Here is a 13,657-nt window from a genome sequence, read left to right as displayed (position 1 = left end):
GGCGCGCTGGGTGACCGCCCGGCTGGAGCCGGGGCCGCCGGTCATCCGGTAGACGGCGTGCTGGGCGGTGCGCATCAGCTGGGAGCCGGGCGGCACGTACGAGACCCACCAGCCGACCGCGTTGAGCAGCCGGGAGGAGGTCTCGGCGACGCAGGCGAGCCGGGACAGCGTGTCGGCGGGGTGCGTGGCGCGCTGGAGTCCGCCCTGGTCGAGGGTGGTGAGCCCGGCGGCGAGCAGCTGTCCGGGGTCGGCGCTGTGCGCGGCGCCGCGGAAGCGCCGGCGGTCCCCGGCGGCGCCGCGCGCGCCGGGTGCTCCGCCGGGGCGGCGGCCGTCCGCGCGGTGGTGCGGGTCGGCGGCGTCGGCGAGCAGCACGGTCGGGTCGGGGGCGAAGCCGGGGCCGTGGCTGCGGCCGGCCACCACGGGGTGGGCGGCGCGGGCGGCCTTGGCCCGGTACTGGGCGGCGTCGGCGAGCCGGAACAGCCGGTCGGCGGTGGTGACCGGGCCGATCGAGTCGCCGGTGGAGGCGACGCCGCAGGCCACCCCCTCGCCCTCGGTGAGTTCCAGGGCGCGGGTGCAGAGCTCCTCGGCGACGGCGACCACCTCGTCGGCGGTCTGGCCCTCGGCGAGCAGGCAGAACTCGTCGCCGCCGAGCCGGGCGGCCAGCGAGCCGGGCAGCTTGGCGGCGCACAGCGACAGCTGGTGGGCGAACTTCTCCAGCAGCCGGTCGCCCATCTCGTGGCCGAGCTCGTCGTTGACCCGCTTGAGGCCGTTGACGTCGCAGACCACCAGGGAGACCACGGTGTTGTCGCGGTTGTGCGCCTTGAGGGCGCTCTCCAGCCGGGCGTCCACGGCGCGCCGGTTGGCGAGGCCGGTGAGCGCGTCGGTGAAGGCGAGCCGGCGCAGGTCGGCGACGCGTTCGGTCTGGGCGAGCCCGGCGGAGATCTGCGCGGCGAGCAGGGTGGCGTAGTCGGCGTCGGCCTCGGTGAAGACCGGCATGCCGAGGGCGCGGGCCAGGTACAGCTCGCCCCAGGCCTGGCCGTGCAGGACGATCGGGGCGACCAGGCAGCACTCGCGGCCGCGCCGGCGCAGCCCGGCGGCCCGCTGCTGGCAGAAGGCCCCGGCCCCGGGGTGCGCGTGGGCGGCGTGCGGGGTGATGTTCTCGGCGGTCTGGATCCAGGCCCGGGGCAGCCGGCCGGTGGTCCAGTGCTCTTCCAGGTAGGTGACGATCTCGGGGAAGTCGGCGACCGGGTAGGACTCGTCGTCCGGCAGCTCCTCCTCGCCGGCCGCCAGGTCGCCGTAGTTGACCAGCACCCGCAGCCGGCCGGACTCGCGGTCCCAGACGGAGACGGCGGCCATGGTGGCGGCCAGGGCCGAGGTGGCCCGGACGGCGGCGGCCCGGACCGCCTCCAGCGGGGTGAGGGCACCGGCCATGTCCTGGGCGAGCTCGACCACCGCCTGCAGCCGCAGGTCGGGCGTGGAGATGACGTACGGGCTCTCCTCGGTCATGGTCGCCTCGCTCACCGATCGCCTCATCCCGGGTCCGGCCGCCGTGCGTCCGGGCGGCCTTTCGACCAGATTAGGGGGATTTGAGGCTGGACGGGTCAGACGGCTCGCGCGCGGCTGAGCAGCCAGGGCTCGACCAGGCCGAGGCCGCGGACCGGGCGGCGCCACATCGGCTGGAGGTGGAAGCGCCGGTCGTCCTCGGGGTGGCGGCCGTCCTCGCCCGGGGTGGCGGCGGCGCCGTTCTGCTCCAGCGCGGCGGACAGCTCGCCGTCGACCAGCACGGCGTCCTTGGGCGCGATCGAGGTGAGCCGGCTGGCCAGGTTGACCGTGGTGCCGAAGACGTCGCCCATCCGCGAGGTGACCGTGCCGAAGGCCATGCCGACCCGCAGCGCGGGCATGCCGTCCTCCTTGGCCAGCGTCTCCACCAGGCTGAGCGCGATCTCGGCGGCGGTCGCCGGGTCCTCGGAGACGTACAGGATCTCGTCGCCGAGGGTCTTGACCACCCGGCCGCCCTGGCCGGCGATCAGGTCGGAGCAGGTGTTCTCGAAGCCCTCGACCAGCTCGCCGAGCTCCTCCTCCTCCAGCCGCCGGGAGAGCCGGGTGAAGCCGACCAGGTCGGCGAAGCCGACGGCGAGGCGGCCGCTGGTGATCTCGCTGTCCTCGGCGGCCTGCACCACCCGGCCGGTGACCGCGGCGAGCTGGCGGCGCCAGACGTACACCAGGAACTGCTCCAGCTCCGGCAGCAGCAGCTCGGTCAGCGGGTACGCGACCTCGGCCCGGGTCAGGCCCGGCTCCACGGACTGGGTGAGGTTCTCCAGGAAGGTGTCCATCTGCCAGCCGGCCAGCCGGGAGGTGGTCTGGCCGGTCGAGCGGGCCACCTGGATCGCCATCGACTCGCTGAGCAGCCCGGACTCCACCAGGCCGGCGAGCCGGCGCAGCGCGATCACGTCGTTGTCGGTGAGCGCCCGGGACTGGCCGATGTCGGGGAAGCCCATCGCCCGCCAGAAACGGGTGGCCAGCTCCATCGGGACGTCGGCGGCGCGGGCCGCCTGGTACGGGGTGTATCTGCGCGGAGCGTCCAGGATCAGCCGCTCCAGGTCCAGCGCGACGGTGCGGTCCGCCGTCTCGCCGCCGCCGTTCTCGCGCTGCTCTGCCACCGGTCCGTCCCCGTGCGGTTGCCGCACTTGCCTCGTCCCTACCTGTCCAACCGGCGCGCGACCACCCCCAGGGCCAGTGGCGCGCCTCACACCTGCCAGGTGGAATGTTCGCACGGAATCGCGCGATCCGGGGCATCCGGTCCGGGCCGGCGTCCGTCAGCCGGACCGCGGTCGGACGTGCACCACGTCGCCGGCGGCCACCGGATGCCGGGTGCCGTCGGCGCCGCGGACCACCAGCCGGCCGTCGCCGTCCACCGCCACCGCCTCGCCGAGCAGCTCCCGGTCGCCGGGCAGCTGCACCCTCACCTGCCGGCCGAGCGTGGTGCAGCGGGCGGTGTACGCGGGCAGCAGGCCGCTGGCGTGCGGGTCGCCGGCCGCGGCCACCCACTCGCCGTACAGCTCGGCGAACTCGCGCAGCAGGGCGCGCAGCAGGGTGTCCCGGTCGGTGACCTCGGCGCCGGCCAGCGCGAGCGAGGCGGCGGTCTCCACCGGCAGCTCGGGCTCCCGCAGCGTGACGTTGACGCCGAGCCCGGCGACCACCGCGCCGCCGCTCAGCTCGGTCAGGATGCCGCCGAGCTTGCGCTCCGCCCCGTCGACGGTCACCTGGAGGTCGTTCGGCCACTTCAGGCCGACCTCCAGCTTCGCGACCCGGGCCAGGGTGGCGGCCGCCGCGGTGCCGACCAGGATCGGCAGCCAGCCGTACCGCTCGATCGGGACGCCCTCGGGCCGCAGCAGCACGGAGAGGAACAGGCCCGAGCGCGGCGGGGCGGACCAGCGGCGGTCGAGCCGGCCGCGGCCGGCGCTCTGCGACTCGGCGACCAGCACCGCGCCCTGCGGGGCGCCGTCCTTCGCCCGGGCGGCCAGGTCGGAGTTGGTGGAGCCGGTCTCGGCCACCACCTCCAGGTCGGTCCACAGGCTGCCGGGACGCACCAGGTCGCGGCGCAGCGCGGCGCCGTCCAGCGGCGGCCGGTCCAGGTCGGTCCAGGGGGACGGCCCGGACTGGCCGAAGCCACGCAGGCCACTGCGGCGGGGACGGGGGGCGTCGGCGTCGGTCACGCGGCCAGGCTATCGGGCCCGCGCCCCCGGGCGGCCGTGTCGGGCCCGACCCTCCGGCGGCGTCACCGGCACCGCCGGCGCGACCGCGGAGACGGCCGCGACACGCCCGGACCGGACCGTGTCGCACTCCCCCCGCGCGGGGCCCTGGTCGGCCGTACGCCGCCCCATCGTCCCGCATAACGGGCGTTAACACACTGTGTCGATGGCCATAACCGCAAACGCCGCGCGATGGCTACGCTACTGAACGGTAGACCGCAGCGCCGCCCTGCCCGGAGCCGTCCAGCGACAGGTCGCGGCCCCGAGGATCCAGGAGAGCCACCGGATGACCGAGGCCCCGTACGACCCCCACACGACCGCCGGCAAGCTGGCCGACCTCCGCCGCCGGCTGGACGAGGCGGTGCACTCCGGCTCCTCCGCGGCGGTGGAGAAGCAGCACGCCAAGGGCAAGATGACGGCGCGTGAGCGGATCGTGGAGCTGCTGGACGAGGACTCCTTCGTGGAGTTCGACGAGTTCGCCCGCCACCGCTCCACCAACTTCGGCCAGGAGAAGAACCGGCCCTACGGCGACGGCGTGGTCACCGGCTACGGCACCGTGGACGGCCGCCAGGTCGCCGTCTTCGCGCAGGACTTCACGGTCTTCGGCGGCTCCCTCGGCGAGGTCTTCGGCGAGAAGATCGTCAAGGTGATGGACTTCGCCCTGAAGACCGGCTGCCCGATGATCGGCATCAACGACTCCGGCGGCGCCCGGATCCAGGAGGGCGTGGTCTCGCTCGGCCTGTACGGCGAGATCTTCCGCCGCAACGTGCACGCCTCCGGCGTCATCCCGCAGATCTCGCTGATCATGGGCCCGTGCGCCGGCGGCGCGGTCTACTCCCCCGCGGTGACCGACTTCGTGGTGATGGCCGACAAGACCTCGCACATGTTCATCACCGGCCCCGACGTGATCAAGACCGTCACCGGCGAGACCGTCGACATGGAGGAACTGGGCGGCGCCCGGACCCACAACAGCAAGTCCGGCAACGCCCACTACCTCGCGGCCGACGAGAAGGAGGCGATCGAGTACGTCAAGAGCCTGCTCTCGTACCTGCCCTCCAACAACCTCTCCGACCCGCCGGTCTACCCCGAGCAGGCCGACCTCTCCGTCACGGACGAGGACCTGGAGCTCGACACCATCGTGCCGGACTCCGCCAACCAGCCGTACGACATGCGCAAGGTCATCGAGCACGTCCTCGACGACGCCGAGTTCCTGGAAGTCCAGCCGCTGTACGCGGGCAACATCATCACCGGCTTCGGCCGGGTCGAGGGCCACCCGGTGGGCGTGGTCGGCAACCAGCCGATGGACCTGGCCGGCTGCCTCGACATCGCGGCCAGCGAGAAGGCCGCGCGCTTCGTCCGGACCTGCGACGCGTTCAACATCCCGGTGCTGACCTTCGTGGACGTCCCGGGCTTCCTGCCCGGCACCGGCCAGGAGTGGGACGGCATCATCCGCCGCGGCGCCAAGCTGATCTACGCCTACGCCGAGGCCACCGTGCCGCTGATCACCGTCATCACCCGCAAGGCCTTCGGCGGCGCGTACGACGTCATGGGCTCCAAGCACCTCGGCGCCGACCTCAACCTGGCCTGGCCGACCGCGCAGATCGCGGTCATGGGCGCGCAGGGCGCGGTCAACATCCTGCACCGGCGCGAGCTCGCCGCGGCCGAGCAGGAGGGCATCCTGGAGGAGAAGCGGGCCGAGCTGCTCGCGTCCTACGAGGACACCCTGCTCAACCCGTACCTCGCCGCCGAGCGGGGCTACGTGGACGCGGTCGTCGCGCCCAGCGAGACCCGGCGGCACATCGTGCGGGGCCTGCGGGCCCTGCGCGGCAAGCGCGAGGTGCTGCCGCCCAAGAAGCACGGCAACATCCCGCTGTAGCAGAAGGGTTCGTGAGGATGTCCCCCATTCAGGTACTGCACGGGCAGCCGACCCCCGAGGAGCTGGCCACCGTCCTGGCGGTGGTCCAAGCCCGGGCCGCCGCCGCGCAGGCCGCCGCCCAGGCGGCCGCCGGGGCCGGCGGCCCGGTCAACCCGTGGAACGACCACGCGAAGCGGCTCCGCCCGGCCCTGCGGCCCGGGCCTGGCGCCTGGCGCACCAGCGCCTGGGCCCGCTGACGTGAAACCGGCCGCCGGGGGCGTCGATCGCCCCCGGCGGCTCAGGCGAGTGCGCCCTCGATCATCGCGGCAAGGGCGAGCACCGGCTCCGCGGCGAGGGACCAGCCCGTCGCGGTGGGCCGGTGCAGGGTGCGGACGACCAGCGTCGCACCGGGCTCGACGGCCAGCAGCCGTTCGACGGCCCACCGGCGGGCGCCGTCCGGGCCGGCCGCGCTCGGCGCCAACGCGGCCGCCAGCGCCAGCAGTTCCGGGTCGGCGTTGAGCCGCTCCGCGGCCGCCGGATCCCCCGCGAAGGCACTCGCCCGCCCCCGCCGCCGCTCCCCCAGCGCGACCCGGCCGGCCACCCGCACGCCGAGCGGCACCGCGTACACCAGGAACCCCAGGCCGAACGCCCGCCGGACCGCCCCGCCGCCGAGCACCGACGCCCGCACCTCGAACGGCCGCGGCTCGCAGGCGTCCAGGTGGACGAAGAGCTGCGTCGGGGCCGGCATCCCGGTGAACCGCTCCCGGGCCGGCAGCAGGCTCCCGGCCGGCACCCCGTCCGTCTCCCCGGCCAGGACCCGCACGAACGGCGGCCGCTCCAGGCGGAGTTCGGCTCCCAGCGCGCGGGCCAGATCGGCCGCGACCACCTGCGGATCGCGGTCCCGGCCGCGCCAGCCGGCCACCGGCATCGGTGCACCCCTTCCCGGTCAGGCGGATCCGGCGGCGGCACCCAGCTCGGCGAGCCGGTCGACCGCGGCCTGCCGTTCGGCGGCGAAGCGGTCGGCCCGCAGGCGGCCGAGCTCGGTCCAGCGGTCGACAGCGACCCGGGCGGCGGCCAGCGCCTCGTCGGCACGGCCCTGCGCATGGGCCGCCTCACGGGCCCGGTCGGCCTCCTCGGCCCGGCGCAGCAGCGCCCGCGAGGGCTCCTCGACCGGCGTCGGCGCGGCGGCCTCGGCCCGGGCCACACCGCGGCGCCGGGTGCGGGCGCCGAACGCGCCCACCAGGGCGATCAGCAGCGCGGCGAGGACCCCGGACACCAGGGTGCGCAACAGGTCATCCATGGGCGGCAGTATGACCCGAGTGGTCTCTACCATGGAGTAGGTTTCTAGAAAATTGTTCTGCCATTGGCCCGAACTAGACTGTCCTGCCATGGCGAAGCAACTCCGTGGCGAGGCCACCGTCGAGCGGCTGCTGACCGCCGCCCTGGAGGTGTACGCGGCCGGCGGACAGCCCGGGTTCACCGTCAACGCGGTCACCGCGGCGAGCGGGGTCAGCCTCGGCAGCCTCTACCACCACTTCGGCAGCTTCGACGGCCTGGCGACCGAGCTGTACGTGCGCTGCATGGAGGAGCAGTACGACGGGATGCTCGCCGCGCTGCGCCGCACCCGCACCGCCCGCACCGGCGTCCGCGCCCTGGTCACCGCCTACCTCGGCTACGCCGAACGGAACCCGGACGCCGGGCGGTTCCTGCACGGCTCCGCGTACTCCAGCTACCTCGGCGTGCACGCCGAGCGGATCCGCTCGGCGAAGGCCGCGAAGTTCGCCGAGATCGCCGCCTGGATGCGGCCCCGGATCGCCGCCGGGGAGATCGCGGAACTGCCGGCGCCGCTGATCGAGGTGCTGCTGATCGGCCCGGTCGCGGTCGCCGCGCACCGCTGGCTGGCCGGACCGCAGGACATGGACCTCCCCCGGGCGGTCCGCGTCCTCCCGGACCGGATCTGGCGCTCGCTCCAGCCCGACTGAGCCCCGCCCCCGCCGCGCCCCGGATCCGACCGGCCGCGGTCGTGCGGGAACTGAGTACGCGTACTCAGGCGCGAGTCGAGGCGCCGGGCGCACGCTGGTGATGTGCTCTGGTCAGACCCCCGCGACGAGCCGTCGCCCGAAGCCCGCCGCGCGCAGCAGATGCTGCTCCGCGCGAGCCGGCTGCTGGCGGTGCTCGCGGTCCTGGCGGCGATCCTGCTCGTCGCCTGACCCCGAGCCGGCCCGTGGGCGGCGCCAGGCACTCTAGGCTGGGGCGCATGACCAACCGCCGTGTTCTCGTGCTCGCGTCCGCCTCTCCCGCCCGGCTGGGTCTGCTGCGGCAGGCGGGGCTGGATCCCCGGGTCCAGGTCAGTGGGGTGGACGAGGACGCGATCTCGGCGCCGACGCCGGGCGAGCTGGCCCGGGTGCTGGCGGAGGCGAAGGCGAAGGCGGTGGCGGTCGGGCTCCTGGACGGCGAGCTGGTGGTCGGCTGCGACTCGGTGCTGGAGCTGGACGGGCAGGCGCTCGGCAAGCCGAAGGACGCCGCCGACGCGCTGGAGCGCTGGCGGGCGATGCGCGGCCGCGCGGGCGTGCTGCAGACCGGCCACTGCGTGATCGACACGGTGACCGGCCGGCAGGTGTCGGCGACCGCGTCGACCACGGTGCGCTTCGGCACGCCGGACGACGAGGAGCTGGCGGCGTACATCGCTTCCGGCGAACCGCTGCACGTGGCGGGCGCGTTCACCCTGGACGGCCGGTCGGCGCCGTTCGTCGAGGGCATCGACGGCGACCCGGGCAACGTGATCGGCCTGTCCCTGCCGCTGCTGCGCCGCCTGCTCGCCGACCTGGACGTGCGGATCACCGACCTCTGGGCCTGAGGATCAGCCGCTCGCCGGGGCGTTCGCGGCCAGGAAGGCCAGCACGTCGGGCAGCGCGCCGTCGCCGAGCAGCGGGGCGCCGTGGTTCGAGCCGGGGTACAGCTTGAGCTGCTTCCCGGTGGCGGTGGCGGCGTCGTACAGCGACTTGGCGTCGGCGTTGAAGGGCGCGTCGCCCTCCTCGGCGGCGAAGAAGGTCGGCGCCTTGACAGCCTTCACCGCGAGCGCGGCGTTGAACTGGCCGTACGCCTCGGGCGAGCTGAGGGTGACGATCGCGGCGACCGGCAGCGGGTTGTCGAGCTTGCCCGCGACCAGCGAGGCGGCGCCGCCCTTGGAGGCGCCGATCAGCACGACCCTGCCGACGCCCTTGCCCTTGAGGTGGGCGGCGGCGGCCTTGATGCCGTCGGTGACGTCCCCGCTGCAGGTGAAGGGGAGGACGGCGTACCCGGCCTTGGTGAAGGCGTCCAGGTGCGGGGCCCACTCGCAGAGCGAGCCGTCCAGCTGGTGGGAGAGGACGACGGCGACCTTGGCGCCGCCGGCGTCGGAGTCGCGGTAGTAGGCGTCGAGCGTGCCGCCGGCCGCGGTGCCGGCCTCCAGTCCGAAGGAGCCCTTGGCGGCCTGGTCCTTGGTGAGGCAGCCGTAGGTCTTCGCGCTCGGGCTCGGTGCCGCGGCGGTGTCGCCGCCCGGGTCGGAGCCGGTGCACCCGGCGAGGACCAGTGTCGCGGCGACCAGGGCCACCGGCAGGGCGGTTCGCTTCATCTCTCCCCCGTCAACATGGACTGCAACAGCCGCCCCGCACGCTAGGGAGGCCGGCGATCGAGCGTCAATGGTCTGAACCAATCTGGTCCAAGACGTTACGGCCGGCGGCGGAATCGGCACCTCGCCCTCCGCTTCCGGGGTGCCGATCCGGACAGAACCGGGGCCGTACATCTGTTGCAGGGGAACCACCCCGCACCCCACCGGGCCCGGCTAGGCTGGCGCAGCCGACCGGCCGGGAAGGGGACCACGGAGCAATGACCGACAGTGTGCTCAACGTGGTGCTCGGGCTGGTCGCCACCGGCATCAGCGCCGGGCTCGGCTGGCTCGCCCAGACGGTGCGCCGCCGCCGGCGGCTCGGCCGGATCCAGGCGTTCTTCGGAATGCCGGCCGGCTCCGACTGCCTGCTGGTGGTGAACCGGAAGGCCGGCTCCGGCGGCAGCGTCTCGCGCAACGACGTGTACGCGCTGATGGAGCTGTCCGCGCTGGTCAAGGAGTGCGGCGCGCGCCCCGAGCTGGTGGCGCACGACCAGGTCCGTCAGGGCCTGGGCGCCAAGGCGGAGTTCTGCCTGGGCGGCCCGGCCAGCAACGACCGGACGGCCGCCCACCTGCGTTCCTGGCTGCCCGGGATCGAGTTCGCGCTCGACTCCGACGGGCCGCCGTACGACCTGACCATACGGGCGGGCGAGCGGGAGTTCGCGTACCTGCACGAGCCCGGCCGGCCGGGCCGGGAGGTGTTCGCGGTGCTCGCCCGGCTGCGGGTCGGGCCGGACGCCAGGCCGGTCTTCCTGATCGCCGGGCAGACCGCGGTCTCCAACCACGCGGCGGTCCGCTACCTGCTCGCCAACCACCGCTCGCTGGCCCGCCGTTACGGGTCGGACGGCGCGTTCGCCGTGGTCCTGCGGGTGGTCGACTCCGGCGCCTACGGGCCCGACGTGGTCGACCTGGCGGCGGACGTCAGCGACCTGGTGGCCGCCGCACCCGCCGCCGCACCCGCCGCCGCACCCGCCGCCGCACCCGCCGCCGCACCCGCCCCCGCGGCGGGCTGAGCGCGGGCCGTGTGGCGAAGGCCACGCGGCGACCTGACGGGCGCGCCCGCCGCACGAGCCAGCTTCGACGTGCAGCGCGTACCGTCACCACCAGCGGAGCATCCCGCTCCGTGCCCGTGTGATCACGCAGAAGCGTCACGCTCCGTGTGAGCATGCTCACCACCTGGTTCTACTCGCCGGTAGGACCTCTCGATCCCTAGACTCAACGAGGTTCAAGAAGGGAGCCACAGTGCGCAAGGTGCTCATCGCCAACCGCGGAGAAATCGCCGTCCGCGTCGCCCGGGCCTGCAGGGACGCCGGTATCGCCAGCGTCGCCGTGTACGCCGAGCCGGACCGGGACGCGCTGCACGTCCGCGCGGCCGACGAGGCCTACGCGCTCGGCGGCGACACCCCCGCCACCAGCTACCTGGACATCGCCAAGGTGCTCAAGGCGGCCGCCGACGCGGGTGCGGACGCCGTCCACCCCGGCTACGGCTTCCTGTCCGAGAACGCCGACTTCGCCCAGGCCGTGCTGGACGCGGGCCTGATCTGGATCGGCCCGCCGCCGCAGGCCATCCGCGACCTCGGCGACAAGGTCACCGCCCGGCACGTCGCCCAGCGCGCCGGTGCCCCGCTGGTCGCCGGCACCCCGGAGCCGGTCTCCGGCGCCGACGAGGTCGTCGCGTTCGCCACCGAGCACGGCCTGCCGGTCGCCATCAAGGCGGCGTACGGCGGCGGCGGCCGCGGCCTGAAGGTCGCCCGCACGCTCGAGGAGATCCCCGAGCTGTACGAGTCGGCGGTCCGCGAGGCGGTCGCCGCCTTCGGTCGCGGCGAGTGCTTCGTCGAGCAGTACCTCGACAAGCCACGCCACGTCGAGACCCAGTGCCTGGCCGACCAGCACGGCAACGTGGTGATCGTCTCCACCCGTGACTGCTCGCTGCAGCGCCGGCACCAGAAGCTGGTCGAGGAGGCGCCCGCGCCGTTCCTCACCGCCGAGCAGAACGCCGAGCTGTACCGCGCCTCCAAGGCGATCCTGCGTGAGGCGGGCTACGTCGGCGCCGGCACCTGCGAGTTCCTGGTCTCCCAGGACGGCCTGATCTCCTTCCTGGAGGTCAACACCCGCCTGCAGGTCGAGCACCCGGTCTCCGAGGAGGTCACCGGCATCGACCTGGTCCGCGAGATGTTCCGGATCGCCGACGGCGAGGCGCTCGGCTACGACGACCCGGAGATCCGCGGTCACTCGATCGAGTTCCGCATCAACGGCGAGGACCCGGGCCGCAACTTCCTGCCCGCCCCGGGCACGGTGTCGCTGTTCGCCCCGCCGTCCGGCCCGGGCGTCCGTCTGGACGCCGGCGTCGAGACCGGTTCGGTCATCGGCCCCGCCTGGGACTCGCTGCTCGCCAAGCTGATCGTCACCGGCGCCGACCGCAAGCAGGCGCTGCAGCGTGCCGCCCGCGCGCTGGCGGAGTTCAAGGTGGAGGGCATGGCCACGGCCATCCCGTTCCACCAGGCGGTCGTCACCGACCCGGCGTTCGCGCCGGAGGTGCACGGCAGCGACGAGCCGTTCACGGTCTTCACCCGCTGGATCGAGACCGAGTTCGACAACACCATCCCGGCGTTCGCGGGTGCGGGCGCCGACGGTGAGGAGGCCGAGGGCCGCGAGACCGTCGTGGTCGAGGTCGGCGGCAAGCGGATCGAGGTCTCGCTGCCGTCCTCGCTCGGTGTCTCCGCCGCCCCGGCGGCCGCCGCCGCGGGCTCCGCGAAGGCCAAGCGCCGGGTCGGCACCAAGAAGGCCGGTGCCGCGGTCTCCGGTGACACCCTCGCCTCGCCGATGCAGGGCACCATCGTCAAGGTCGCCGTGGAGGAGGGCCAGGTCGTCGCCGAGGGCGAGCTGATCGTCGTCCTGGAGGCGATGAAGATGGAGCAGCCGCTCAACGCCCACAAGGCGGGCACCGTCGTCGGCCTCAAGGCCGAGGTGGGCGCCTCGGTGAGCAGCGGCGCCGCGCTCTGCGAGATCAAGGACGTCTGAGTCCGGTCGTGACCCGACGGCCCGTACCCCGCCCGGGGTGCGGGCCGTCAGGCCTTTCCGGCCTCGGTCAGCACCAGTTCCTCGATGCCGTGCAGGAAGTCCGCCATGTCCCGGCGGGAGAGCAGCGCGCTGTCGGCGGTCATCGCCAGCTCCAGGGCGCCCGGCGCGGCGTTGACGTCCACCGCGAAGGTGGTGTTCTCGCGCGGCGGGAAGACCTGCGGCCAGGCCAGCTCGGTCGGGCCGTCGGCCGGGGCGGTGGGGCCGTCCATCAGGGCGGCCAGCGGGTCGCGGGTGTCGTTCCACCAGCAGGAGTGGTCGGCGGCGTCCAGCCCGGCGATGTCCCGCTCCAGGGCGGCGGCGTCGTAGCCGGCGTGCCGGTACGCGGCCAGCGAGGCTCCCTGGGTGCGGCGCACGGTGTCGGCGAAGTCCGGCCCGGGGCCGGGCAGGTGGAACAGCCCCTGCTGGGCCATGGTGGTCACCGCGTCGGCCGTCCCGGCGGTGAACCGGTTGGCCACCACCACCTGGAACATCGCGTCCGGCGCCCCGGAGAGCCGGCAGAGCATGGTCGCGCCGGCCGCCAGCAGCACCGTCGGCTCGCTCACCCGGTGCGCGGCCGCCACCCGGGCCACCGCCCGCGCGAGCCGCGGGGAGCGCAGCACCGCGTTCGGGAAGGGCCGGTCGGGCGCGGCGCCGTCCGGTGCGGGGAAGAGCCGGCGCGGGCCCGCGGCGAGCTTGTCCCGCCAGTGCCGGCGGGCGGCCGCGTCGCGCTTCGCCCCGCGCTCGGAGTGCTGCAGCGCGGCCTCCTGGAGCGGCTGCCGGCTCGGCCGCTCGGCGCGCAGCTGCTCGACGCCGCGGCCCAGCGAGAGCTCGGTCAGGTCGCGGACCAGCCGGCGCATGCCCCAGCCGTCGCAGGCGGTGTGCGAGAGCACCAGCACCAGGTGCCGGACCAGCCCTGCGACCTCCACCAGGCCCACCCGCAACGGCCATTGGACGGCGCAGTCGAACGGGCGGTCGCCCAGCTCGGCGAGCAGCGCGGTGGCCTCGTCGGCCGCCCGGTCGGGCGTGGACACCCGGACGGCGACGGCGAGTCCGCCCTCGGCGTCGACCTGCTGGCGCAGGCCGTCCGGGGCGGGCAGCAGCCGGGTGCGCAGCGCCTCGTGCAGGTGCAGCAGGCGGGTCAGGGCGTCGAGCACCGCGGCGGCGGGCATGCCCGGGTCCACCGGGGCGGCCAGCCGCAGGTTGTACCGCGGCGCGTCGGCGCCGAGCCCGGCCACCTTGTCCGAGATCGCCCGCTGCCCCCAAGTCGCCTCCCCGGTACCGGAACTGGCACCGTGTACGACGATTCCCACCTGCTGCTCAGCGCTCACGCGCGGCAGCCTAGGG

The 13,657-nt window shown here is 74.7% G+C and carries 13 protein-coding genes and 1 pseudogene; 7 read left to right on the top strand and 7 right to left on the bottom strand.

Annotated elements, in window-relative coordinates; all coding sequences use genetic code 11:
* Positions 1-303: 303 nt before the first annotated feature.
* From ACGFX4_RS06125 to ACGFX4_RS06115, 3 genes and pseudogenes are all read right to left on the bottom strand, one after another.
* Positions 304-1,431, bottom strand: a pseudogene (locus tag ACGFX4_RS06125) (diguanylate cyclase domain-containing protein); the annotation flags it as partial.
* A gap of 170 nt (positions 1,432-1,601) precedes the next feature.
* Positions 1,602-2,660, bottom strand: a complete 1,059-nt coding sequence (locus ACGFX4_RS06120; protein WP_393070686.1) for an adenylate/guanylate cyclase domain-containing protein — start codon at positions 2,658-2,660, stop codon at positions 1,602-1,604.
* A 156-nt stretch (positions 2,661-2,816) separates the two neighbouring features.
* Positions 2,817-3,677: a biotin--[acetyl-CoA-carboxylase] ligase gene (locus ACGFX4_RS06115; protein ID WP_393070728.1), complete on the bottom strand. Its 861-nt coding sequence runs from the start codon at positions 3,675-3,677 to the stop codon at positions 2,817-2,819.
* Between the two features lie 361 nt (positions 3,678-4,038).
* Between ACGFX4_RS06115 and ACGFX4_RS06110 the strand changes: the two genes are divergently transcribed.
* Complete coding sequence (locus tag ACGFX4_RS06110) at positions 4,039-5,628, top strand: acyl-CoA carboxylase subunit beta (RefSeq protein ID WP_393070685.1); 1,590 nt, start codon at positions 4,039-4,041, stop codon at positions 5,626-5,628.
* A gap of 17 nt (positions 5,629-5,645) precedes the next feature.
* A complete protein-coding gene (locus ACGFX4_RS06105; protein WP_393070684.1) occupies positions 5,646-5,864 on the top strand; it encodes an acyl-CoA carboxylase subunit epsilon in 219 nt (72 codons plus the stop codon).
* Positions 5,865-5,905: 41 nt separating this feature from the next.
* Here ACGFX4_RS06105 and ACGFX4_RS06100 read toward each other — a convergent pair whose 3' ends face one another.
* Complete coding sequence (locus ACGFX4_RS06100; RefSeq protein ID WP_393070682.1) at positions 5,906-6,535, bottom strand: hypothetical protein; 630 nt, start codon at positions 6,533-6,535, stop codon at positions 5,906-5,908.
* Positions 6,536-6,553: 18 nt separating this feature from the next.
* Positions 6,554-6,907: a hypothetical protein gene (locus tag ACGFX4_RS06095; RefSeq protein ID WP_393070680.1), complete on the bottom strand. Its 354-nt coding sequence runs from the start codon at positions 6,905-6,907 to the stop codon at positions 6,554-6,556.
* A gap of 88 nt (positions 6,908-6,995) precedes the next feature.
* On the opposite strand from ACGFX4_RS06095, the gene ACGFX4_RS06090 reads away from it, so the two are divergent.
* The 3 genes from ACGFX4_RS06090 to ACGFX4_RS06080 all read left to right on the top strand — a co-directional run bounded on the left by ACGFX4_RS06090 (position 6,996) and on the right by ACGFX4_RS06080 (position 8,464).
* A complete protein-coding gene (locus ACGFX4_RS06090; RefSeq protein ID WP_393070679.1) occupies positions 6,996-7,589 on the top strand; it encodes a TetR/AcrR family transcriptional regulator in 594 nt (197 codons plus the stop codon).
* A gap of 102 nt (positions 7,590-7,691) precedes the next feature.
* Positions 7,692-7,817, top strand: a complete 126-nt coding sequence (mmpB, locus tag ACGFX4_RS06085) for a morphogenic membrane protein MmpB (protein WP_345697432.1) — start codon at positions 7,692-7,694, stop codon at positions 7,815-7,817.
* A 47-nt stretch (positions 7,818-7,864) separates the two neighbouring features.
* The gene (locus ACGFX4_RS06080; RefSeq protein WP_393070677.1) at positions 7,865-8,464 is read left to right on the top strand and encodes a nucleoside triphosphate pyrophosphatase; all 600 of its coding nucleotides are present in this window, start codon (positions 7,865-7,867) and stop codon (positions 8,462-8,464) included.
* Positions 8,465-8,467: 3 nt separating this feature from the next.
* Here ACGFX4_RS06080 and ACGFX4_RS06075 read toward each other — a convergent pair whose 3' ends face one another.
* On the bottom strand, positions 8,468-9,220 hold the full coding sequence (locus ACGFX4_RS06075) for a hypothetical protein (protein ID WP_393070675.1): 753 nt from the start codon (positions 9,218-9,220) through the stop codon (positions 8,468-8,470).
* Positions 9,221-9,474: 254 nt separating this feature from the next.
* On the opposite strand from ACGFX4_RS06075, the gene ACGFX4_RS06070 reads away from it, so the two are divergent.
* Together ACGFX4_RS06070 and ACGFX4_RS06065 are read left to right on the top strand one after the other, a co-directional pair.
* Complete coding sequence (locus ACGFX4_RS06070) at positions 9,475-10,266, top strand: hypothetical protein (protein WP_393070673.1); 792 nt, start codon at positions 9,475-9,477, stop codon at positions 10,264-10,266.
* 229 nt (positions 10,267-10,495) lie between these two features.
* Positions 10,496-12,274, top strand: a complete 1,779-nt coding sequence (locus ACGFX4_RS06065) for an acetyl/propionyl/methylcrotonyl-CoA carboxylase subunit alpha (protein ID WP_393070671.1) — start codon at positions 10,496-10,498, stop codon at positions 12,272-12,274.
* Positions 12,275-12,321: 47 nt separating this feature from the next.
* Here the strand turns inward: ACGFX4_RS06065 and ACGFX4_RS06060 are convergent, their stop codons facing one another.
* On the bottom strand, positions 12,322-13,641 hold the full coding sequence (locus ACGFX4_RS06060; protein WP_393070670.1) for a condensation domain-containing protein: 1,320 nt from the start codon (positions 13,639-13,641) through the stop codon (positions 12,322-12,324).
* Positions 13,642-13,657 lie beyond the last annotated feature (16 nt).

Origin of the sequence: Kitasatospora sp. NPDC048365, assembly GCF_043200835.1 — a bacterium.
In the GTDB taxonomy this organism is placed as follows: domain Bacteria; phylum Actinomycetota; class Actinomycetes; order Streptomycetales; family Streptomycetaceae; genus Kitasatospora; species Kitasatospora terrestris.
This window is presented reverse-complemented; position numbering and strand designations above follow the sequence as displayed.